Source organism: Pantoea dispersa (genome assembly GCF_014155765.1).
GTDB classification, from domain to species: Bacteria; Pseudomonadota; Gammaproteobacteria; order Enterobacterales; family Enterobacteriaceae; genus Pantoea; species Pantoea dispersa.
The window spans coordinates 195623-216050 of sequence record NZ_SCKT01000006.1; the positions used below are offsets into that span (position 1 = coordinate 195623).

24 protein-coding genes are annotated in these 20428 nt (G+C 53.6%); 19 read left to right on the plus strand and 5 right to left on the minus strand.

From position 1 onward, the window contains the following. Positions 1-2 precede the first annotated feature (2 nt). Positions 3-350 carry an FxLYD domain-containing protein gene (locus tag H7K56_RS17320; protein ID WP_016808262.1) on the minus strand — a complete coding sequence of 116 codons (348 nt, stop codon included), beginning with the start codon at positions 348-350 and terminating at the stop codon, positions 3-5. Between the two features lie 184 nt (positions 351-534). Between H7K56_RS17320 and H7K56_RS17325 the strand changes: the two genes are divergently transcribed. From H7K56_RS17325 to H7K56_RS17375, 11 genes are read left to right on the plus strand one after another with little or no spacing between them, the layout of a single operon-like run. After that, positions 535-882: an integrative conjugative element protein, RAQPRD family gene (locus H7K56_RS17325; RefSeq protein WP_150360454.1), complete on the plus strand. Its 348-nt coding sequence runs from the start codon at positions 535-537 to the stop codon at positions 880-882. Further along, positions 882-1124, plus strand: a complete 243-nt coding sequence (locus H7K56_RS17330; protein WP_003029734.1) for a TIGR03758 family integrating conjugative element protein — start codon at positions 882-884, stop codon at positions 1122-1124. The genes H7K56_RS17325 and H7K56_RS17330 overlap by 1 nt, the downstream gene beginning before the upstream one ends. Positions 1125-1158: 34 nt before the next feature. After that, positions 1159-1545, plus strand: a complete 387-nt coding sequence (locus tag H7K56_RS17335) for a TIGR03745 family integrating conjugative element membrane protein (protein ID WP_006785968.1) — start codon at positions 1159-1161, stop codon at positions 1543-1545. A 12-nt stretch (positions 1546-1557) separates the two neighbouring features. Then, positions 1558-1914, plus strand: coding sequence for a TIGR03750 family conjugal transfer protein (locus tag H7K56_RS17340; protein ID WP_150360453.1), 357 nt, complete (start codon positions 1558-1560; stop codon positions 1912-1914). Then, positions 1911-2570, plus strand: a complete 660-nt coding sequence (locus H7K56_RS17345) for a PFL_4703 family integrating conjugative element protein (protein ID WP_004115533.1) — start codon at positions 1911-1913, stop codon at positions 2568-2570. The genes H7K56_RS17340 and H7K56_RS17345 overlap by 4 nt, the downstream gene beginning before the upstream one ends. Beyond that, positions 2570-3520 carry a TIGR03749 family integrating conjugative element protein gene (locus H7K56_RS17350; RefSeq protein ID WP_150360452.1) on the plus strand — a complete coding sequence of 317 codons (951 nt, stop codon included), beginning with the start codon at positions 2570-2572 and terminating at the stop codon, positions 3518-3520. Before H7K56_RS17345 ends, H7K56_RS17350 begins: the two co-directional genes overlap by 1 nt. Continuing rightward, positions 3510-5009 carry a TIGR03752 family integrating conjugative element protein gene (locus H7K56_RS17355; protein ID WP_039187759.1) on the plus strand — a complete coding sequence of 500 codons (1500 nt, stop codon included), beginning with the start codon at positions 3510-3512 and terminating at the stop codon, positions 5007-5009. The genes H7K56_RS17350 and H7K56_RS17355 overlap by 11 nt, the downstream gene beginning before the upstream one ends. Next, entirely contained in the window at positions 4987-5388 is a 402-nt protein-coding gene (locus H7K56_RS17360; protein ID WP_249042710.1) for a hypothetical protein, read from the plus strand. Before H7K56_RS17355 ends, H7K56_RS17360 begins: the two co-directional genes overlap by 23 nt. Further along, positions 5388-5798 (plus strand): TIGR03751 family conjugal transfer lipoprotein, encoded by a 411-nt coding sequence (locus H7K56_RS17365; protein WP_006785978.1) that lies wholly within the window; start codon positions 5388-5390, stop codon positions 5796-5798. Before H7K56_RS17360 ends, H7K56_RS17365 begins: the two co-directional genes overlap by 1 nt. After that, positions 5798-8656 carry a conjugative transfer ATPase gene (locus H7K56_RS17370; protein WP_150360451.1) on the plus strand — a complete coding sequence of 953 codons (2859 nt, stop codon included), beginning with the start codon at positions 5798-5800 and terminating at the stop codon, positions 8654-8656. Before H7K56_RS17365 ends, H7K56_RS17370 begins: the two co-directional genes overlap by 1 nt. Next, complete coding sequence (locus tag H7K56_RS17375; protein WP_119640205.1) at positions 8653-9030, plus strand: acetyltransferase; 378 nt, start codon at positions 8653-8655, stop codon at positions 9028-9030. The genes H7K56_RS17370 and H7K56_RS17375 overlap by 4 nt, the downstream gene beginning before the upstream one ends. Positions 9031-9114: 84 nt before the next feature. On the opposite strand, the gene H7K56_RS17380 is transcribed toward H7K56_RS17375, so the two are convergent. Beyond that, positions 9115-10059: an Abi family protein gene (locus H7K56_RS17380; protein WP_032608300.1), complete on the minus strand. Its 945-nt coding sequence runs from the start codon at positions 10057-10059 to the stop codon at positions 9115-9117. A 209-nt stretch (positions 10060-10268) separates the two neighbouring features. Next, positions 10269-11594, minus strand: a complete 1326-nt coding sequence (locus H7K56_RS17385) for an FRG domain-containing protein (RefSeq protein WP_150360450.1) — start codon at positions 11592-11594, stop codon at positions 10269-10271. Positions 11595-11802: 208 nt separating this feature from the next. Here H7K56_RS17385 and H7K56_RS17390 point away from each other — a divergent pair, with 208 nt between their 5' ends. Genes H7K56_RS17390 through H7K56_RS17410 form a run of 5 tightly spaced genes read left to right on the plus strand, consistent with a single transcriptional unit; the run spans position 11803 to position 16540 of the window. Next, complete coding sequence (locus tag H7K56_RS17390) at positions 11803-12201, plus strand: TIGR03757 family integrating conjugative element protein (protein WP_054176394.1); 399 nt, start codon at positions 11803-11805, stop codon at positions 12199-12201. Then, positions 12198-13190, plus strand: a complete 993-nt coding sequence (locus H7K56_RS17395; RefSeq protein ID WP_150360449.1) for a TIGR03756 family integrating conjugative element protein — start codon at positions 12198-12200, stop codon at positions 13188-13190. Before H7K56_RS17390 ends, H7K56_RS17395 begins: the two co-directional genes overlap by 4 nt. Further along, a complete protein-coding gene (locus H7K56_RS17400; protein ID WP_150360448.1) occupies positions 13190-14665 on the plus strand; it encodes an integrating conjugative element protein in 1476 nt (491 codons plus the stop codon). The genes H7K56_RS17395 and H7K56_RS17400 overlap by 1 nt, the downstream gene beginning before the upstream one ends. 10 nt (positions 14666-14675) lie before the next feature. Then, positions 14676-15014, plus strand: coding sequence for a hypothetical protein (locus tag H7K56_RS17405; RefSeq protein ID WP_150360447.1), 339 nt, complete (start codon positions 14676-14678; stop codon positions 15012-15014). 2 nt (positions 15015-15016) lie between these two features. Further along, positions 15017-16540, plus strand: a complete 1524-nt coding sequence (locus tag H7K56_RS17410) for a conjugal transfer protein TraG N-terminal domain-containing protein (RefSeq protein ID WP_029593071.1) — start codon at positions 15017-15019, stop codon at positions 16538-16540. Positions 16541-16564: 24 nt separating this feature from the next. Here H7K56_RS17410 and H7K56_RS17415 read toward each other — a convergent pair whose 3' ends face one another. Continuing rightward, the gene (locus tag H7K56_RS17415) at positions 16565-16966 is read right to left on the minus strand and encodes a hypothetical protein (protein ID WP_004115509.1); all 402 of its coding nucleotides are present in this window, start codon (positions 16964-16966) and stop codon (positions 16565-16567) included. Between the two features lie 279 nt (positions 16967-17245). On the opposite strand from H7K56_RS17415, the gene umuD reads away from it, so the two are divergent. The 3 genes from umuD to H7K56_RS17430 all read left to right on the plus strand — a co-directional run bounded on the left by umuD (position 17246) and on the right by H7K56_RS17430 (position 19651). Beyond that, complete coding sequence (gene umuD / locus H7K56_RS17420) at positions 17246-17683, plus strand: translesion error-prone DNA polymerase V autoproteolytic subunit (RefSeq protein WP_249042713.1); 438 nt, start codon at positions 17246-17248, stop codon at positions 17681-17683. A 2-nt stretch (positions 17684-17685) separates the two neighbouring features. Next, on the plus strand, positions 17686-18957 hold the full coding sequence (umuC, locus tag H7K56_RS17425; protein WP_150360445.1) for a translesion error-prone DNA polymerase V subunit UmuC: 1272 nt from the start codon (positions 17686-17688) through the stop codon (positions 18955-18957). A gap of 145 nt (positions 18958-19102) precedes the next feature. Continuing rightward, positions 19103-19651: a hypothetical protein gene (locus tag H7K56_RS17430; RefSeq protein WP_229705475.1), complete on the plus strand. Its 549-nt coding sequence runs from the start codon at positions 19103-19105 to the stop codon at positions 19649-19651. A gap of 62 nt (positions 19652-19713) precedes the next feature. On the opposite strand, the gene H7K56_RS17435 is transcribed toward H7K56_RS17430, so the two are convergent. After that, positions 19714-20370 (minus strand): CPBP family intramembrane glutamic endopeptidase, encoded by a 657-nt coding sequence (locus H7K56_RS17435; protein WP_150360517.1) that lies wholly within the window; start codon positions 20368-20370, stop codon positions 19714-19716. Positions 20371-20428: the final 58 nt, after the last annotated feature.

Below are 20428 nucleotides of genomic sequence, written 5' to 3' on the forward strand. Positions count from 1 at the left end.
TGTCAGTTATTAAATACCGTCAATTCTGTCACTTTGAAGCTGTCTGGCTTGTTGGTTATGCTGTCGTAGGGGGCCTGTAGCTTCCATTGCTGACCCGGCTCCAGATTTTCAGCCATCGCTGCCGTATTTCCTATTACTGCCCCATTCTGAAGCAAGTTGAATTTGACAATTACAGTCTTCACAGGCCCACCTGACACGTTTGTTCCCGTGCCTTCAATTTGCTGCAAACCATTTGCTGCTGTGGCGAAATGCAGGTCTGAAAGTTGGACTTTGCCAGTACCGTCGGCCGCAAGAACAGGGCCGGTAATCAGTGCAGTGATTAACGTGGCCTTCAGAACAGTCTTCATCATTTTCATTTTCCCTCTGTTTACCGTTGAGTTTTCTTAATATCACAATGAACCTTTATTTACAGCTAAACCTGCCACCGGCACAGACCTGCAATTAATTTTGAAATTCCTGTTTAGGGTTTATCGCTGACCCGACGCTCCCTCTTCCGCATCCTGTCCGCACCCCTTAATCCTTCTGGAGGTGCGTATGAACTCAAATCGTCCGGCCATGCGGCGCAACCGTCGTGTCCCGGGCATCACTGGCCTGGTATTGCTGACCTTTCTGGCATCAGCTGCTGCACAGGCATCCGAGAAAGACGAGCTTGCGTCTGTTCAGCGTCAGCTGGACCAGGTTCAGGCGTCGCTTGAACGGGCCCGCGTGGCGGCTGCACAGGCCGACCCGGCTGACCGTGGCCGCTTTTTCTTTGATTACCGTCAGGCCACATCCGATCTCAACATCATCCGCAGCGGCATTGACCGCTATCTGGAGCCCTCCCGCGCGCAACCGCGTGACCCGTCTTTTGTGGCCGGTAATTACCGGCGGGAGCGGCCCTGATGCCCATGACATCCGAACAAACGAACGCGTTTAAAGCCGGCTCCGGCAGTCTTGATGTGAACATCCTTCATCTGCTCTGCATCGGGGCACTGCTGGCATTTCTTTTTTTATGGGCCGCGTGGGCGCTGTCGGATGTCTGGACCGGCTGGAGTAACACCAAAGTGCGGGACGCGGCCCTGGGGCGTTTTGCCGTCCGCACCGTGCTGCTGTTGCTTGTGTGTATCTGGATGTTTGCCAGTTAACCGATTATGAACGTTAAGTCAGGAGATGAATTCCATGCACCATTCTGAGTCTGTTGTTGCCCGCCTGCGCCGTCTCGCCAGTCGTACGCTGACCCGCGCCGGTACGCTTGCCCTGCTGGGCTGGCTCACCTGCAAACCGGCCTTTGCGGACTTGCCAAGCGTTGAAGCGCCTGAGTCCGGAGGCGGAAGCGGGCTGTCCGGACAAATCAAGGGCTACCTGCAGGACGGCATTGTTATCGGGGGGCTGGTCGTGGCGGCCGTTGCCTTTATCAACGTTGCCATTGCCGCCCTGCACACCTTCACCGAAGTCCGCAATGAGAAAGCCACCTGGACCAAATTCGGGGCCATTGTGGTGGTGGGTGTGGTGTTGCTGGTTGCCGTTATCTGGCTGCTCGGCAAGTCTGCCGACATTCTGTTGTAGGAGCCTGCGACGATGCAGACCATTCGTTTTTTACCTGACCGTCTCAACAGTGAGCCCGTGGTGTTTCGCGGGTTTACCACCCATGAGATGGGGCTGGCAGCCCTTGCCGGCGCGGGTGCGGGTCTGCTCCTGTCACTGCCGTTTATCCCGCTTGCCGGCTGGGTTGTTGTTCCCACCGGCCTGCTGGTCATGCCGCTGCTGCTCGTCTGGTTCGGCGGCCGCTGGATGGCCAGGCTCAAGCGCGGTAAGCCTGAGAACTGGCTCTGGCAGCGACTGGAGACGAAAAAACGCCGGCTGGGGATGGGCAATCCGAAACTGATAGTGGATGCCCGGGGCTGGTCAGTGAAACGTAACAGGAGACCCTCATGAGCCGTTTTCGCCATGCGGTAAAAGACCGCGACCAGCATATTCAGACGCTGCGCATCGCCTGCGCCGTGCTCGCCTTTTTCCTTTTATTCACCTGTGCCGGCTGGATGCTGGCGCCCAGCAAGCTGACCGTGCATAACCCGCCGGATTTACGTACCGGCAGCACGCGTCCCTGGTGGGAAGTGCCGCCCCCGACGGTCTACTCCTTTGCGTTTTACATTTTTCAGCAGCTCAATGCCTGGCCGAAAAATGGCGAGGTGGACTATTCCGCCAAAATCAATGCGCTGTCGCCGTATCTGACGCCATCCTGTCAGGATTTCCTGAAAGCGGATGCGAAGAAACGCGGTGACGCCGGGGAGCTCACTGACCGCGTGCGCGTGGTGTATGAAGTGCCCGGCCGCGGTTACCAGTCACAGAGCGTGACCGTACAGGATCGCGATCACTGGATAGCCCGCCTGGACGTGGTGGCCGATGAATATTTCCATGCCGAGCCGGTCAAACGCGCCCTGGTGCGTTACCCGCTGAAAGTGGTGCGCTGGGAAGGTGATGCGGAGCGCAACCCGTTCGGTCTGGCGCTGGACTGTTATGCCGGTGTGCCCCAGCGTCTGGAGGCGGCACCGCCTGCACCTAAACCGGAGAAGTCAGGAGTGTTTCAGTGATGAGTAAAAACCCCCACTACCGCGCCGGGCTGATGGCGCTGTCCTTCGCCCTGCTGCCCCTGGCAATGCTGGTATCACGTCCTGCCGGCGCAGATGAGCTGATGAAATGGGAGCGTATTCCGCTGCAGATCCCCCTGAGGGTGGGGCAGGAGCGGGTGGTCTTTGTGGACAAAAACGTCCGCGTTGGTTTTCCGCCGGCGCTTAACGGTAAACTTCGGGTGCAGAGCACCGGGGGAGCCGTCTACCTGAAGGCCGACAGCGCCTTTCCGCAGACGCGGGTGCAGCTGCAGGATGTGGAAAGTGGCGAGGTTCTGCTGTTTGATATCGCCGCCGGTGAAAAAGGGCCGACTGAGCCGGTCCGTCTGGTCTACAGCGGTGATGTCAGCACGCTGAGTCACGCCGGCGATGCGGCCGGTCAGCCAGGTGGTGCAGATCGGACTGCTTCCGGATCAGGCTCATCTGCTCCCACCGGCAGCGATGACGGCACCCAGGCAAAGCGTAAAAAAATCCGCTACAGCGCCCCCATCCCGGTGCTGCTGACCCGCTATGCCGCTCAAAGCCTTTATGCTCCGGCACGTACGGTCGAGGCGGTCCCGGGTATTCATCCGGTCAATCCTCATCTGCCCCGACGTGTCAGCACGCTGTATCCCTCTGAACCATTAACGGTCACGCCGCTGGCTGGCTGGGGTGTGGCAAACCGCAGCGTGGTGGCACTCAGGCTCACGAACACCGGCAGCCGTAAGGTCGTTCTGGATCCACGCTCGCTGCAGGGACAGTTTGTGTCCGCCACCTTCCAGCACCGCTGGGTCGGTCCGGCCGGCACGCCTGAAGACACCACCACGGTGTATGTGGTGACCGCCGGTCGTCCGGAGAGCGCATTCATTGCTGAGCCGTCTGCACTGCGTAAAGCGACCCGCACGGTAAAACAGGAGGCCCGCCATGCAGATTAAATCTAATGCCCTGGTGAAGTTTATCGTGCCGGCCGTGGTGATTGCCGGGCTGGCCGTGGGGCTCAAAAGCTGCAAAAACGAACCGGCAGAACAACCTCAGGCAAAACAAAGCGGCTCCCTGAAAAACCTCTCGCCGGATGAACTGAAGGCGCTGGGGGTGGAAGGCGACACGCCGGAGGACACCCTGCGCACCCTCATCGGCCGGCTGAACGATGTGCGTGACCGCCAGAAAACGCTGGATAAGCAGAACGCGGATTTGGTGAAAGAAAACGAACGGTTGCGCCGGCGCAATCAGGACGTTTCAGGACAGGTGAATGAGGCCGTTAATGGCCTGCGCGAGCAGTACGACAAGCGGCAGGCTCAGCTTCAGAACGAACAACTGAGCCTGACGGCGAAAATCCAGGAGCTGACTGACAAACTCAAAAAGCCTGACAGCGAGAAAAAAACGGCGGACAGCGATATCCCGCTGGGGCTGGGACTGGACGGCATGGGCAGCAGCACCGGGGGGAGCGCTTCTCAGGGCAGCGACGGCATGATGTGGGTCGCGCCGACGGACCAGAAAGAGACGGATCCGCGGGATGCGGCCAGCGGCAAAGCCTCACCTCAGTTCCCGACCTCTTTTCTGGGGGAAAATGAGCTGACCCGCCAGAAAGCCGCCTATGAGGAGAAAGTGAAGGGACGGACGAATGAAAAAGGGGCGGAAGAGAGCGCCGAGCCGGTTTACACGCTGCCGGAAAATTCCACGCTGGTCGGCAGCCGCGCCATGACGGCACTGCTTGGCCGGGTGCCCATCAACGGCACCGTGACCGATCCTTATCCGTTCAAGGTGCTTATCGGTAAGGATAACCTGACGGCGAACGGCATCGAGTTACCGGACGTCGAAGGGGCGATTGTTTCGGGGACGGCCAGCGGCGACTGGACGCTGTCCTGCGTGCGCGGGCAGGTTAACAGCGTCACCTTTGTTTTTTCCGACGGTACGGTGCGCACCCTCCCCAGACCCGACACCAGTAACAACGCTGGCGGGCAAAATAATAACGCTCAGGCTAAACAGGATACCGGCACCAGTGGCGGTATCGGCTGGATCTCGGATGAAAACGGGATCCCGTGCATTGGCGGCGAACGTAAGTCCAACGCCTCCACTTACCTGCCCACCATCTTTGGCCTGTCGGCTGCCGGTGCGGCGGGTGAAGCGATGAGCCAGGGGCAGTACACGACGCAGAACAACGTGAATGGCATTTCCGCCACCATGACCGGCGACGCCGGACAGGCGGCGCTGGGGAAAGCCATTTCCGGCGGCATGTCTGAAACCACCGACTGGATCAAACAGCGTTACGGGATGACGTTTGATGCCATTTATGTGCCGCCCGGTGCCCGTCTCGCCGTGCATATCACCCGTCAGCTGGCCATTGATTATGAAGATAAGGGCCGTAAGGTGCGCTACGACTTCACCCTGCCGGGTGGCGTCAGTGACAACGGCGGACTGGACTGAGTACACGGCCATGGCGGGACAGATAACGTTTTTCCCTCTTTCATCCGTGTGCTGGACGTTCAGCGACGGGGCAGGCTGGCATATTGACGTGATCCCTGCGTCTTCTGCGGTTCTGTTGCTGCGACCCGTAGCGCTGTTGCCTGCCGGCGCACCTTTACTGCGCTGGCGCAATGGCCAGCTTTTACTGGATATCGGCAGGTTCTCCCTGCCGCTCAGTGCCCGGGAGTGTGCCGTTTCGTGGCGCAGCCCGAAAATCCCGCGCCGGCTTTACTGCCCGCGTATGACATTACGGGAGCTGGGGCACCTGCTGAATGTCAGTGCGTTCGTTTTTATCTGCGGCGGTTACGATCCGGCCGCCTCACAAAGGAGATACCGGTAATGTACAGAACGGTTTTCATTCTGGCCCTGAGCTGTGTAATGCTCAGCGGCTGCTCAACCTCCAAAGAGGAAATGCTGCCAGCGGGCGATAACACCATGCTTGAACTGTGGAACGGGGCGGACGGTGGCGGCAGTACTTCCCGCCAGTCTGCGGCGGCCCGCGACACGCTGCGACGCCCGCTGACGGGCAGCGAAACGCAGGCGGACGCGCAGGCCGACCGCAGCTACAGCCGTACTCAGGAAAGCGAAATCACCCAGCAGTTTCCCCGGCTGCCCAACCCCGACATGGTGATGTACCTGTATCCCCATCTGGCAGACGGTAACACGCCGGTGCCGGGTTACAGCACTGTGTTCCCGTTCTACAGCCAGACGCAGTATGCCATGCCTGGCGAGCGCACGGAGGCCCTGTAATGCTTTCACTGTTTACGCGTAATAAATCCACCGACCGGCAGACGCCGGTTGATGACGGCCAGTCCGTTCAGGCAGATGAAACCCTGACCGCGGCCGTGAAGGGCCGGCAACCTCTGAAGCGCCCCGGGAAAATGACGCGCCAGGATGAGGAGAAGGTTTATCACGCCAATCCGTCCATCATTGACTTTTTGCCCTGGGCAGAATTTCTCGATGAAGAGCAGTGTCTCCTGCTTGATGACGGCGTGTCGGTGGGGGCCGTTTATGATGTGACACCGGTGGCGACCGAAGGGCGAACCGAAGAGCGCCTGGAGCAGATCCGGGACTCGGTTGAGGATGCACTTCAGGACAGCTTTGATGAACATGACGTGAATCCCTGGGTCGTGCAGTTCTTCTGCCAGGACGAGGACGACACTGACGCGTACCTGGACAGGCTGCGCGGGTATGTCAAACCACATGCACAGCGCACGGCGTTTACCGACGCCTGGCTGGGTGAAATGGAGCGCCATATCCGCAGTATCTCCCGGCCTGAGGGACTTTTTACTGACTCGCTGATTACCGGCCAGCCGTGGCGCGGGCAGCAGCGCCGCACCCGGATGGTTGTTTATCGCTGGCTTGGTAAAAGCCGGGATCCGATGCCGCCGGTGGCGATGCTCAATCAGGTGTGCGACCGGGTCGTTAATGCCCTGGGCGGGGCGGGGATCCGCTGCACCCGGCAGAACGGCCTGCAGGTGCATGGCTGGCTGCTGCGGCTGTTCAATCCGTCACCGGACTGGGTGGAGAAAACCACGCTCTATCGGCAGGCTGCTTACGCAGACCCGCGCGAGACACCTGAAGGCACCGTGCCGGTCAGCAATGATTTTGCCGAAACCCTGTGGTTCACGCCGCCGGTTTCAGACCCGGAAAACGGCGTGTGGTGGATTGACAACAAGCCGCACTGCGCGGTGGCGGTGGAAAAACTGCGTACACCGCCGGAGCCGGGCACCCTGACCGGCGAGAAAAGCCGGGGTGAAAAGAAAATTAATGCCCTGATGGATATGTTTCCGGAAGGGACCATGGTGTGCATGACCGTGGTGGTACAGCCCCAGGACCGGCTTGAAGAGCAGTTTAACCGGCTGTCGAAAAATGCGGTCGGTGAGAATACCGAGTCGGGCCGCGTCCGCCAGGATGTGAAGACGGTCAAAGAGTATCTGGGCAACCGGCACAAGCTGTACCGGGCGGGGATCACCTTCCTGCTGCGCGGCGACGACATGACCAGCCTGAAGCGCAAGCGGCTGGAGCTGTCCACCGTATTGCTAGGGGCCGGTCTGCAGCCGGTACGGCCGGAGTTTGAAGAAGGTCCGCTGAACAGCTGGCTGCGGGCGCTGCCGATGTGCTTTAACCCGGACAGCGACAAAAAACACTGGTATACCCGTCTGACATGGGTTCAGCACCTGGCAGGACTTTTGCCGGTAACCGGGCGGGAAACCGGCACGGGGCATCCCGGCTTCAGCTTTTTCAACCGCGGCGGGGATACCCTGACATTCGATCCGCTCAACAAGCTCGACCGCACCCAGAACGCGCATCTGCTGTTGTTCGGCCCGACCGGGGCGGGCAAGTCGGCCACGCTGTGTGCCGCGCTCTCCCAGCTGATGGCCGTCCATCGTCCGCGGCTGTTTATTGCGGAGGCCGGCAACTCGTTCGGCCTGCTGGCCGACTTCTTTGACAGCCTCGGGCTGACGGTGAATAAAATCAGCGTCAAACCCGGAAGCGGCGTCAGTCTGCCGCCGTTTGCTGATGCTCACAAACTGGTGGAAGAAGGCCTGGCCGCCCATGCCGTGGATGAGAGCGACCTGCCTGATATCGACACGGACGACGATGGCGAGGATGACAAGCGTGACGTTCTCGGTGAAATGGAAATCTCCGCGCGCATGATGATTACCGGCGGCGACCCGAAAGAAGAGGCTGACCTTAAGCGTGCTGACAGGGCGATGATACGTGAGGCGCTGCTGATGGCGGCACATGCCACGTATAAAGAAGGGCGGCAGATGCTGCCGTCTGACCTGCAGAAGGCGCTGTACGACATTGCCTCTGACAACGATGAGGGCGTCATCAATGTCCGCAATGCTCAGCGCAAGGCGAAAGCGGCGGAAATGGCGGAATCCCTGGGCATGTTCACTCAGGCCGGGAGCTTTGAAGCGGAGCTGTTCAACCGCGAAGGGGAGCTGTGGCCGGAAGCGGACGTGACGCTGGTCGACCTGGGGCATCTGGCGCGTGAGGGTTACGAGGCGCAGATGGCCCTGACCATGGTCTCGATGACCAACATGATCAACAACATCGCGGAGCGTGACCAGTTCCTGGGCCGGGATATTGTCTTCACGGTGGATGAGGCGCATATCGTGACGGTCAACCCGCTGCTGTCGCCCTACATGACGAAGGTGGTCAAGATGTGGCGTAAGCTCGGTGCCTGGCTGTGGCTGGCCACCCAGAACCTTAAAGACTACCCGGATATTGCCGAAAAAATGCTGAACATGGCGGAATGGTGGATTTGTCTGACCATGCCCCCGGAGGAGGTCAAAGATATCAGCCGTTTCCGCGCGCTCACGCCGGAGCAGGAATCGGTGCTGCTTTCCGCCAGTAAACTGTCGGGTTGTTATACGGAAGGCGTGGTGCTGGCGAAACGGATCGAAGCGCTGTTTCGTGCCGTGCCGCCCAGTCTCTTCCTGGCACTGGGCATGACGGAAAAAGAAGAGAAAGCCGAACGCCGGGCGCTGATGAATGAATTTCACTGCAGCGAACTGGAGGCGGCAAAACGCGTCGCGCAGAATCTGGACCGTCTGCGCGGTCTGACGGAGAAACAACAGGAGCCTGCCACGGTATGATGACACTGAAGTACCCTGAACCCGCCATTCATGAGCACAGTGGCGGTGCGCTATTCACCCTGTCGCCTCAGGGGGAGCCCGGCGTGCTCCCGGCGACACATCAGCACCTGGTTAGGCTGCGGGCGATGCTCAGGCAGCGCCTGACCGGGCCGGTCAGAATGACGTGTCACCCGCACCGGGTGGGACTCAGCAGCAGCGTGGCCATCTATCTTGAGGGAAAGCTGAAGCAGGCGGTGAACATCCTTATCACCGTGACGGGGCAGACAAGCTGGCCGCAGGAAGAGGAGTATGCGCATCCCCGCTGGTATATCACGGTGCCGGATTCGGCCGACTTGGTGTATCTGATGCTGTGGATTAACGGGCTTGAAGTGTAACTCCAGACTTGCCTTCACCAGGGGCATGATAATAAAAATTACTTAATGCTTTTTTGATACCGGCCGCAGGGGCCGGTTTTTTTATCATCTTATTTTATAGAAAACACACGAGTTATCACCTACGTACATCGGTACAGATGATCTTCCACCATTTGTCCGCTCAAATATCTTGTTTAGTACCTTTAGATCTTCGTCCTTAATAGTTTCATAATCGAGATTCGTATATATAGCTAATTCGGACGTTGAGCATATGCGTCGGGCATTTTCAAACATTCCCCATGCGTTTAACGCGTTGCAAGTTATCGGGCTTATCGCTCTTATTATTTTTTCAATAAGGTTAATTTTTTCCCTTATTGACTCGATGGCCGTTTGAGCGTCGACTGTTTTAGATTTTATCCAGATGCAATCATGATGAAAAAGTCTGTTTCTATAATCACGAATTTCTTTTAGCATGTTAATTAGTTTGCGGCGTGCTTCAATAGGTTTGTTATCGATTAAATTTAATCGCCTGAAGGCTTTTGAAAGAGAAAGGGGCCAAAGATAATCATTTTTTTCAGAATTATCATCTGTATGAAGTGCCTCTAACAGGACTGACTCCCATGTTGAGAATGTTGTTGTGGCGATAATATCATCATGATCAAATGCCGGAGGTTGTGTGGTTACCAAGTTTGAGCTAGCCAGTCCTAGACGCGCAGCTTCTTTTTCTTTCCATCTTTTTTTGAGAGTGGATTCCGCCTCTCTAATGCAGTTTATAAACTTGCTGTGATTATCTTTTGTAGTGTCATATTTAATCTTATCCCACCACTTATCTTGGAATCGCTGCCTGGCCGCTTTATCAATTGAGTTTCTCAAAACCAATTCAAGTTGTTGCATTAAGGGGTACAGGGAAGCTGCTGCATTCTGTAGCCAGAGGCTAAACCCATACGTTTCTAATCCGGGCTGGACGTTGAAAGTACCTTGAACAGCCCCTAGCCTTGCTGTTGAGAGCAAGGAAAGGATTGGCGTATAATCCTGTATGCTTTTAGGCATAGTATCTCCTGATGCTTTAGCCATTATTACTGGGCATTTTTCATGCTTCACAAGCTAGTTGACGACTCCGTCATCATAAGCTAATCTATAAGCACAACGTTAGCCAGTGTCGAATCTTCCCCCATGTTTCATGGGTTCTAGTGAAAGCACATTAGGCAAAAGTATTGAAAGACCCCGGCTCTGCTGGGGTTTTTCGCATCTGAACTTGGCTATATTTTCAGCTCACCAACAATGTTAGTTTGCTCTTGCAAGTAAATTTCTATGATTTGAAGTGCTGAGATGTGCGCTTTGTGGACTCTTGAATCCCCACAACCACACTCCATTGTATGCTGTTCCCTTGCCCATAAACCATTTTCATCCTTTCGGTAAAACCATCCTCTAACAAACCCAACTCGGGTCATATCCATACCTGGATGTTCAACCATAAGTTCGCTTACCTCAAATAAATTGACACCACGGGATATAACACCAATTCCTTTTTGATAAAGAGATAAGTGTCCCATATTTACGTGTTGGATAAGATCGTCTATCTCGAATGCAACTGAACCTTTAATATTTATCAGATCTTCAATTCTAGAAAAGTGTAATGTAGCGTTTTCATCAGACTCACCATATAGAGCCTCCTCAGGTACGTTAATTATGACACAGCCGTTAGGGTCGCCATCAATTGAATTAAAGGTTTGTGATATTTTGGCACCCCGAAAAAATGCAGCTTGAGGCCATGCAATCTTAACATAGCTCTCATGATACTCTGGTAATTCAAGGGCCCTATGAAACGCAGGGATGGGGAATGATTTATCTTTTACGTCAGCTAATTCTCTCCAAGGTAATCCGAGTAACATCCTTAGAATAGGATCGTCCGTTATAGGAGGGAAAAGGTCACTTGTTGTATCAAAGCCATTCTTTGAAGAGTACTTACGCAAAATCTCACTACTGCATTTAATTTCAGAGAGAAAACAATTTTGAGGGAGATCAGTTTGCTGTAGAGGTCCCACTAACCATGCCGCCTGAGCCTCCATCCTGGGATGGAAACCCTCTAACTTTAAAGAAGCTAAATCGACTAAACCAACCTGTTCGGCTGCTTTCTTATCTAGGATATAAAGATAACCCACACCCTCGCTATGAGTATATCGCGCCTTTAGCTTTCGTAACCAGACGGGTCGCTCTGCAAAGTCTTCACTCATTTCTAATGTATGCTGTTGATCATACTGATGGCTGGCGAACCACGCCCCAACAGCTGCGTTCGACGAGCAATCAATATAAAAAGAGCGCCAACCATAATGTTGAAGGAGTGCCTGTATAAATTTAAAGTCGTTAACGTGATGCCCGATAGTCGTGCTAAGAACATTTTTTGCGTAACGACTCCACTTGAGCATTTCACTAGGTATACATCCATGTCGGTCAAAAGAAGTTTTGACCGAAGGCAACCCTAGATCTCCGTATCTAGTATTTTGACCACGGAATAAGACATCAGTACCATGCTTGGAAAGTATATTCTCTAGTTCATTCAGAGAGTTGGCTGTGTATAGTTCCAAACTTTTTCTCCTTTCGAATCTAAAGCGGGCTAAAAAACACCCACTTCCTAATTAATCATCGCTTTGAAATAATAACTTTAACTAACTTCCTAAAACTTAGCTGTAGCTAACCTCTAAATTATTAGAACTGCGTTATCAATTTATTGCGGCCTTTTTGAGCCGTTGCGGGCACGCTGTCAGACGATTCAGTCTGACGGAGTTCCGATTCATGAAACTGACCTCTCTTGTTTTCCTGCCGGCTCTGCTGCCGGCATCCGTACTGGCCGGCACGGTCGTCTTCACCGACAGTCAGCATCTGCCGGCAAATCTGCCGCCGGACGTGCCGGTGGTTCTTCTTGATGGTCCTGACCGGCTGCAGGCCGACATGTTCGGGGAATTGCCTGCAGACCCGCAGCAGGCCGAGGCACAGGTCAGGCAGGCTATGACGTCTCCTGCCTGGCAACAAAAACAGCTGCAACTAAACGATTCCTATCGCCAGGTGGTCCGGGCCTGGGAACTGGGCATTAAAAAAGTGCCGGCCGTGGTGTTTGATGACCGCGATGTGGTGTACGGCACCACGGATGTGGCCGTGGCCACATCCCTGCGTAACCGGGGAGGTGGTCAGTGAATACAACACCTTCCCGCATCAGAACCACGGTGTGCTCGCTGGCGGTTGCCACTTTACTGGGTACGGCAACCGCGCCAGCTGCTGTTGCAGCACTTAACACGGCGCAGATTATTGCCAGCGCCGTGTCGCAAAACTGTATCAGCTGGCGTGTCAGTGGCATCTGTTACTGGCTGTTCTGCACCCCCTTTGGCTGCAAAGTGCGCACGTCGGTCAAAGTCACTCACTTCATTCCCCAGACAGTCGTTTCGACCTATGTCGCGCCGGGCGGTAACCCGTGGCAGGAAATGGCGTTTGTCAGCCAGACCGCCGGCGGGCTGGAGAGTGCCGTGACCAGCGGGCTTTCCGGTGTTTCTGCCGGAGGAGCCAATCCGGCCGACATGAAAAATCCCGGCCAGCGCAAGTCCGCCGTGCGTTTCAAGTATGCCGATGCGATTGGCCACCCGGCCACCTCCCTGATTGGCGGCAGTATTCCGGGCTATTCCTGTGATACCGCAGCCACCCCGTTAATGCCTTACTTCCTGAGTACGCTGGATTCGGCGGCCTGGCGCACGGGCGTACCGGAATCCCTGTATCCGGAAGCGCTTGTACCCGGCCAGCGGGAAATCGGCAGTCAGGCAGCAGCAAACATGTGGGGCAACATCTATCCCCGTTCGGGGTTTATCAGCCAGACCGATGATGACAAAGCCTCTGCCGTGGTGGCGCAGCGTGTGGCAGACATTATCACCCGCGCCGGGCAGCCCCATGTTTATCAGGTGCTCCGGGCCAACCGCCATGACGGGTACTGGCCACCGGGCGAGGTCACGGAAAACACCGGCACGCGCAATCACAAATGGCAGCGGCTGGCTCCCCACATGACACAGTCATGTGCCGTATTCCCGGACGGGAGCTATACCGCCGCGAGCGATAACAACGAAGCCTTTGCGCTCTGGCAGCCCTACAGCTGCTGCAAAAAGCGCGGGCAGAAATTTCTGGGCAGCAGAGATATCTGATGAGGAAAACCGTGAAAAAAACACCTTCATTTTCAGCCGTTCGCGTAAGCCTGCTGCTGACCGGCTCCCTGCTGACCGTTCTCCCGGCCGCGCACGCGGCCGATGATGACAATACCATCCTGGGCATGTCCCTGCCGCAGGTGAACAACAGCGCCATCGGTTACGGCAAGTCCGTCGATGGTGCCGTGTCGGACAAGCTCTTCTACACCCTCGGCGGCGGCTCGGTCATTTCCCAGCCGGCCACGCGCGGCAATATGCAGAAGCTGGGGCTGAATACCGGCTGGAGCAGTGACCTGATGTGCGGCAACTTTGACCTGAAAACCACCGTCGGCAACCAGCTCAACGGCGTCACATCCGGCTTTAAAAACCTGATGGGCGACGTGATTAAGGGGGCCACCGGCGCGGTGGCCAGTCTGCCGGCGATGGTCATTCAGCGGGCCAACCCCGGTCTGTACGACATGCTCACCAACGGCGTTCTTCAGGCCAATGTGTCATTCGACAAGGCGCAGCTTAACTGCCAGAACATGGCGAAAAAGATGATGGACTTCAGCGACAGCAGTAACTGGACGCAGCAGGCCATGATGGATGAATACAAGTCTGTTGTGAACAGCGGAGATACTGACGCGGTTCGTGCAGATGAGGCGGGGCGGAAAGTCACCGGCACGTCGGGCAACAACTGGATTGGTGGTCAGAAACGTGGGGGGGCGGGGCAGCCCGCCATCCGTGTCACCCATGACCTTGTCGCTGCCGGCTACAACATGATGAACGGTTTACCTGTCACCGCTAATTCGACTGTCGGCGAAAGCAGCTGTAACGGTGGCGCATGCTCTAAATTCGGCAGTGCTGAAGAGGCGGCGGCCATGACCGTGAAGGTACTGGGCGATCGCTCGATGCGCACCTGTGCCAACGCGAGCGAATGTACCAGCGGTGATGCGGATGACCAGCCCGGTACGACCGTTGCCGGCACCGGCTTTGCGCCACTGTTGGAAGAGGCAACTAAAGCCAACGCTGAGCAGCTGGTCAGGCTCGTCAACGGTACGGAAAAGCCCACGGCCGCGAATCTGGCTAAGCTGAAAACCGGCGGACTGCCGGTGACGGCCGGCGTGATTAAAGCCCTGCAGCGTGATCCGGATAACGCGGCCCTGACCGCCCGTCTTGCCGGCGAGCTGGCCATGTCTGACACGGTGGAAACGGCGCTGCTGATGCGTCGCATGATGGTTACCGGTATGTCGGAGCCGAATGCCGCTGCCCAGCCAAAGGCCATTGATACCGCCGGTCAGCGTATCGAGGCGCTGGATCGGGAAATCGCGGCGCTGAAAAACGAGATGGAGATGAAGCGTGAACTGTCACGTAATTCAGTGCTGACCATTATCGACAGGGAGAATCAGCGCGTCGAAACCAACCCGCAGACCCAGTCAGATGACAATACCGACAGTCGCTTCAACCAGATGGCAGCGCCGCAGTCGGCTGAATGAGGGAATAAGGATGCGTAATAAAACGACTGTCAGGAAAGTCCTGACCCGTGCCGGCATCTTCCTCGCCTGCACGGCGCTGTTCATGGTGGTCTCACTGATGATGGCTGACACCGCCATGAAACATCCGACTGAAGCTGCTGCATTCCGGAGCTGGATGCAGTCGACGCGTTACGGCTGGCTGATGTGGCGACTGGCGCTGTATGCGCTGGTTGCGTGGGGCCTCTGGAAAATCCGGCATGCGCCGGGCTTCCGGGAGGCATACCGGCGGCCGCTGCTGCGCATCAGTGTGGTCAGTGTGCTTTTTATCGCGTTGTGTGAGTACGCGATGTTTACCGGTCCGGGAGTCTGAAGATGACGACAAATAGCTATCTTGAGTATTTTCTCACGCTGCTCGGCTGGGTGATCAATAACGGTCTGTGGAATGTCCTGCTGAGCACCGGCCTTTTTGTCCTTCCGCTGGCGTTTAAGGTGGTGGGTATCTGGCTCAGGGTCCGTGAAGAGGGGGAGGATGAAGGCAACAAGGGGATGCTGTCGCTGCCCCGTATCGAGAACGCGCTGTATGCCGGCTTCCTGGTGATGATTGCCTGCTGCGTACCGCTGATTAATGTCAGCCTCAGTACGATGCAGTACGACACAACCCGGGCAAAGAGCTGTGGTGTGTGGACGCCCAAAGCGCCGGATGAAAGCGGCTATGCCGGCGTGGTCACCAGTCTCAACGACCAGACGGCTGCAGCACCGGTATGGTGGGTGCTGATTCATAAACTCTCAAAAGGGGTAACCCAGGCGGCCGTGGCGACCATTCCCTGCCGCCCTGACATGCGCCAGATCCGCTTTGAAGTGCAGCATACGCGTATCGACAACAAAGCGCTGGCGCAGGAGCTGCAGGACTTCACCAACGACTGCTATTCGGTTGCGTTGTATCTGTGGAAGCAACAGGATCAGGGCCAGACAAAGGACAAAACCACGCTGCGTGATATCGAATGGATTGGCAGCAGTACATTCCTGAGCCGGTATTATCCTTCGTTGCAGTCCAAACTGCCCCGGGCTGCGTTCCCATGGTCTGACAGCCGGGACAGCGGCCGACCCAATACCGGAAGAGGAGGCTATCCCACCTGCAGCGAATGGTGGAGCAGTGCGGATACCGGTCTGAAAGCCCGCGTGAAGGACCAGGCTGACCCGGATATGTGGCTGCGTATCTCGGCCGCCATGAAAATGTCAGGCTTTAACGACAGTGACTATCAGGAAGCTGTCATACGGCGCCTGGTCAGCCCGGAGAGCCTGACGGTCTCACAGAGTGGCCATGTGTATGCCGGCTATGGAGGTAACGCCGATTTTACCCTGGATAATGCAGCGGCACGCGTGGCGGCTATTGGCGGGACATCTCTCGGCAGTCTGGCTGCATTCCCGGCGTTCGATGCGATGCGACAGGCGCTGCCAATGGTGCAGGCTATCCTGCTGATGGCAATATATGTCATGCTGCCGCTGATTCTGGCGTTTGCGGCTTACGAGTTCAAGACCGTTATTACGCTGACCTTTGTAATATTCGCCCTGAACTTCCTGACGTTCTGGTGGGAACTGGCGCGCTGGCTCGACAGCTGGCTGTTAACCGCGTTGTACAGTTCGGATACACACAGCCGCTTCAATATGGCGGGACTGCAGAACAGCTCAGATGACCTCATTATGAATCTAGTAATGGGAGCGATGTTTATTGTACTGCCTGCCGTTTGGCTGGGAGCTCTTTCGTGGGCAGGGGCCAGCGTGGGTGTCGCTGTTAGCGCTGCCTTTCAAAAGGGTACTGAAACTGCTCAGAATACAGGCGGGAAACTTGGAGAAGCTGCTGGTAATGCTATCGGCAGTAAAGCAACCAAAGGGTAGTTTTACTGGCCGAGTTAATTGGGCCTAATCTTCACTCGGGGATTTGTAAGGAGCGCCATCATATTCATTATTGATGGCGCTATTCATTACAAATTCATCATGAAAATTATTTTCATCTTTCTTTTCATTAAAACTATTTATTGAAGCATCTTTAGAGCTAGATCCTATATGTGTTATGGCAGCAATAAAAGTCCATAATAAAACTGCGCTGCAGCTTATCAAGAAACCGCCTGCTATAAGTGCAACTAACGAACAAAGGACAGCTAAAAGCAGCGGTATGTGGCCTAACCACTTCGGCAGTTTGTATTGTTTAGCCAGTATGACGCAGCGCTGATCTAAACGTGTAAAAATTTTTTTGATACCCTTCCATATTGCAGCGAGACGAACACCACGTTCCCAGGCGCGTTTTTCTTGAGACTGATACATCTCCCCCTCCGAATTAGGTGAGTTCTAAAGGGACTATAGCGGATTTTTTGAGCAATTACTAATTACTGCTTCAGTACTCAGAGTTACTAATAAATTCTCTAATATCATCGGGTTAATTTTTTTCAATGCGTTACGACTTGTCATCATTAAAAAAGCATCATTATACTGTGCTTATATACAGTATAATCTGAGGGGCGAGTTATGCCAATTCCTTTAGAACAGACGATGTGTTGGGATAAAAGTTCGCAGAAAAATTCAGCAAACACACCGGTTTTGATGATGGCGGCTATCGCCAGACTTACAGGTAGCAATTCATCACTGGCATGCGTTCCGTTGTTTGGTGATGGGGTTTCATGTGGTTTCCCTTCTCCAGCACAGGATTATGTCGAAAAACGTCTTTCCCTCGATGACCTTTGCATCCGCTATCCGGAAAGTACCTATCTGGTGCGGGCAGAGGGGGATTCGATGCTTAATGCCGGGATTAAAGACGGTGATTTACTAATAGTGGAGTGTATTCGTGAGGCAAAGCACGGTGACATTGTCATTGCAGCCGTAGATGGGGAGTTTACCTGTAAGAGGCTTCAGCTATTGCCATCACCAGCTCTGGTCCCGGCTAATCCAGCTTATTCTTCAATCCCCCTTACTGAGGATATAGAAACAGTGGTCTTTGGTGTGGTACGTCATCTCGTTCACTCCTTCAAATTCCGGGATGCCTGAGCATGTTTGCGCTGGTCGATGTGAATTCTTTTTATGCTTCATGCGAAACCGTTTTCAGGCCAGACCTCCGTGGCAAACCTGTGGTTGTACTATCCAATAATGATGGATGCATAATAGCCCGTTCAGCAGCTGCGAAGTCACTTGGGCTAAAAATGGGTGACCCTTGGTTCAAGGTTGGCCGCGAGGCGGAAAGAAGAGGCGTTGTTGCCTTTTCCAGTAATTACAGCCTTTATGCTGACATGTCTGACAGAGTGATGACTATTTTGCAGATGTTAGCTCCCCGCGTAGAAATATACAGTATTGATGAAGCCTTTTGCGATCTTACGGGAGTAAGTGGTCTTTTATCACTTGAGGTTTTTGGCCATCAGATACGTGAGCAGATCAGGCGCAGGACACACCTTACCGTGGGGGTGGGGATAGGCCCAACGAAAACTCTGGCTAAACTGGCCCAATATGCAAGTAAACGCTGGCCAGCTACGCGAGGAGTAGTTGACCTGAGCAATATAGGGCGACAGCGAAAGTTAATGGCCTTGGTGTCAGTCGAAGAGGTCTGGGGTATTGGCCGTCGGCTCGGTAAAAAATTGCAGTTGATGGGGATTAACAATGCACTCCAGCTGTCTGAGCTGTCTCCTTCATTTATTCGTAAGCAATTTTCAGTGGTTGTTGAACGAACAGTAAGAGAACTCAACGGCACGCCCTGCCTGGGCTTTGAAGAGTTTACAGCTCCAAAGGAGCAAATCATATGCTCCCGCTCCTTTGGAGAAAAACCTACAGATGAATTCAGCATCCATCAGGCTGTCTGCGCTCATGCCGAACGTGCAGCAGAAAAGTTACGCGCAGAGCACCAGTTTTGTAAACGAGTAGCGGTATTCATCAGTACCAGTCCCTTTGCAGAGAATGAATCGTTCTATAAAAATCAGGCTGTAACGGAGCTTGCTGTTCCGGCCCGTGATTCCCGGGATATCATCAAGGCGGCTATAAGAGCTCTTGAAACAATATTCATCCCGGGGCATCGTTATCAACGCGCAGGTGTAATTCTCACCGATTTTCGCAGCGCGGCAGTATCACAACTTACCCTGTTCGATGACCTTCAGCCTCATCGTAATAGCGATGAATTAATGACACTCATAGACAGCATTAACAGCTCTGGTAAGGGTTCAGTCTGGTTTGCAGGACAGGGCATTAAAAGTGATGCCACAGGCTGGAAGATGCGAAGAGAAAGACTTTCGCCCGCTTTTACAACCAGATTGGATGATATTGTCAGAGTAAGGTAATCATCTTTTTTATATTTGCTCGAAACCGCACCATTGACATTACAAACTCTATACGGCAGGGTTTACAGTCTGTTACATGGTGAATAAGTCAAGCGTACTTTTCATTGACCGCTTTTTTAGTAAATATGTTTGGAGGATATGGATCGTGAGGAGTCTTACCGCCATTTTAATAATTCCTGCTCTTGTCACAGCCTGTAGCATGCAGGAAATAGCAGATACAAATAAGAAAATCAGTGATGGTGCTTCAGGTATAATGAACTCTTTGAGGGGAAACTCTAACCCATCAACTGATGTTACAACACCAATGCATTTACCTCAGTCATTAAAAAAAGAATCCAAGTCTAAAAATTATACTGTAGCTGTTGATGTAGATACTGCTGCTGCCAGAATAAAAAGACATTACAAGTTTATGTCAAGTCAGGAGCTGGATAGTTTACGGAATAGCTCTAATGACGGGGCATGGAAAGCGGCCGCTGAAGATGATGCACATCCAGTTTGGGAGGCAATACCTGGTAGCTATTATAAAATGGGATCTGACTGGAATGATAACGATCATTTAGATGTAGAAATTGAAAAAAACGGGAGTGGGAGTAAACTCTATATAACATATTCTTCGGCATCTGCAGAAAGGCTATCGGGATCTGGCGTACAGAAGTTGATGAAGGAAATTCATTCCGTGGCTATAGGTGAGTGATATTTTATCCGGAAAAGGTAGTTATCATTATGTGTTAATGATAACTACCTTTTGTAGTTGGTTTATTTTAACTCAATATATAGGCCAAGCGCGATACAAAAAGCATGCAGTAGAATTGGTAAAAGAAGCCCTCTGCTTTGATATCTTGCTCCACAGAAAATTAATGAAAGTGAAAACATTTGGATTTTGGTGGGCAATGAATACTGTGTGTGTATAACTGCAAACAAAACAGAAACTGTCAGCCCACCGATGATATAGCCCGCCTTTTCACCAAGGGCGTTTAAAAAAGAACTCAGGATAATTCCTCTGAAAACCAGTTCCTCCAGTAGAGGGAAAATAATAATTGTGGCTGCGATTTTTACAGCTGCCATTTCATGTGACAAACCTTTAGTAAATTCTGTAACGAAGGGTTCTTTCGGCGTAAGGTAGTATGAAGCAGTGTAAGCAATAATTATGAGCAAGAAAAAAACAAATGACTGCTTATTAGGCTTCCCCCAGGTTAATCCTTGGTAAAGTGAGGTGTGATTTAATAAGTGAGTTATGGATAAAAAAATTAAAAGCATCATCAGAGGCTTAATTATCTGCAAATGTAATATTGAGAAATCAAGCCTAGTCATTAAGAATATATTTAGATCAATAGAGGTTAATAATAAATAAAAGAATAAAAAGTTAGATAATCCGAAAGTCAGAATCATAAGGCGTTGTTTTAAAATATCCATATCAACCACTTTCATCGGAGAAAACTACATATTACTCACCCAAAAAACGATGTCTACA

Excerpts from the sequence above, each read along its gene's own strand:
- H7K56_RS17320 (WP_016808262.1), bottom strand. The coding sequence starts at position 350 with ATGATGAAGACTGTTCTGAAGGCCACGTTAATCACTGCACTGATTACC.
- H7K56_RS17325 (WP_150360454.1), top strand. The coding sequence starts at position 535 with ATGAACTCAAATCGTCCGGCCATGCGGCGCAACCGTCGTGTCCCGGGC.
- H7K56_RS17330 (WP_003029734.1), top strand. The coding sequence starts at position 882 with ATGCCCATGACATCCGAACAAACGAACGCGTTTAAAGCCGGCTCCGGC.
- H7K56_RS17335 (WP_006785968.1), top strand. The coding sequence starts at position 1,159 with ATGCACCATTCTGAGTCTGTTGTTGCCCGCCTGCGCCGTCTCGCCAGT.
- H7K56_RS17340 (WP_150360453.1), top strand. The coding sequence starts at position 1,558 with ATGCAGACCATTCGTTTTTTACCTGACCGTCTCAACAGTGAGCCCGTG.
- H7K56_RS17345 (WP_004115533.1), top strand. The coding sequence starts at position 1,911 with ATGAGCCGTTTTCGCCATGCGGTAAAAGACCGCGACCAGCATATTCAG.
- H7K56_RS17350 (WP_150360452.1), top strand. The coding sequence starts at position 2,570 with ATGAGTAAAAACCCCCACTACCGCGCCGGGCTGATGGCGCTGTCCTTC.
- H7K56_RS17355 (WP_039187759.1), top strand. The coding sequence starts at position 3,510 with ATGCAGATTAAATCTAATGCCCTGGTGAAGTTTATCGTGCCGGCCGTG.
- H7K56_RS17365 (WP_006785978.1), top strand. The coding sequence starts at position 5,388 with ATGTACAGAACGGTTTTCATTCTGGCCCTGAGCTGTGTAATGCTCAGC.
- H7K56_RS17370 (WP_150360451.1), top strand. The coding sequence starts at position 5,798 with ATGCTTTCACTGTTTACGCGTAATAAATCCACCGACCGGCAGACGCCG.
- H7K56_RS17375 (WP_119640205.1), top strand. The coding sequence starts at position 8,653 with ATGATGACACTGAAGTACCCTGAACCCGCCATTCATGAGCACAGTGGC.
- H7K56_RS17380 (WP_032608300.1), bottom strand. The coding sequence starts at position 10,059 with ATGCCTAAAAGCATACAGGATTATACGCCAATCCTTTCCTTGCTCTCA.
- H7K56_RS17390 (WP_054176394.1), top strand. The coding sequence starts at position 11,803 with ATGAAACTGACCTCTCTTGTTTTCCTGCCGGCTCTGCTGCCGGCATCC.
- H7K56_RS17400 (WP_150360448.1), top strand. The coding sequence starts at position 13,190 with ATGAGGAAAACCGTGAAAAAAACACCTTCATTTTCAGCCGTTCGCGTA.
- H7K56_RS17405 (WP_150360447.1), top strand. The coding sequence starts at position 14,676 with ATGCGTAATAAAACGACTGTCAGGAAAGTCCTGACCCGTGCCGGCATC.
- H7K56_RS17410 (WP_029593071.1), top strand. The coding sequence starts at position 15,017 with ATGACGACAAATAGCTATCTTGAGTATTTTCTCACGCTGCTCGGCTGG.
- H7K56_RS17415 (WP_004115509.1), bottom strand. The coding sequence starts at position 16,966 with ATGTATCAGTCTCAAGAAAAACGCGCCTGGGAACGTGGTGTTCGTCTC.
- umuD (WP_249042713.1), top strand. The coding sequence starts at position 17,246 with ATGGCGGCTATCGCCAGACTTACAGGTAGCAATTCATCACTGGCATGC.
- umuC (WP_150360445.1), top strand. The coding sequence starts at position 17,686 with ATGTTTGCGCTGGTCGATGTGAATTCTTTTTATGCTTCATGCGAAACC.
- H7K56_RS17435 (WP_150360517.1), bottom strand. The coding sequence starts at position 20,370 with ATGGATATTTTAAAACAACGCCTTATGATTCTGACTTTCGGATTATCT.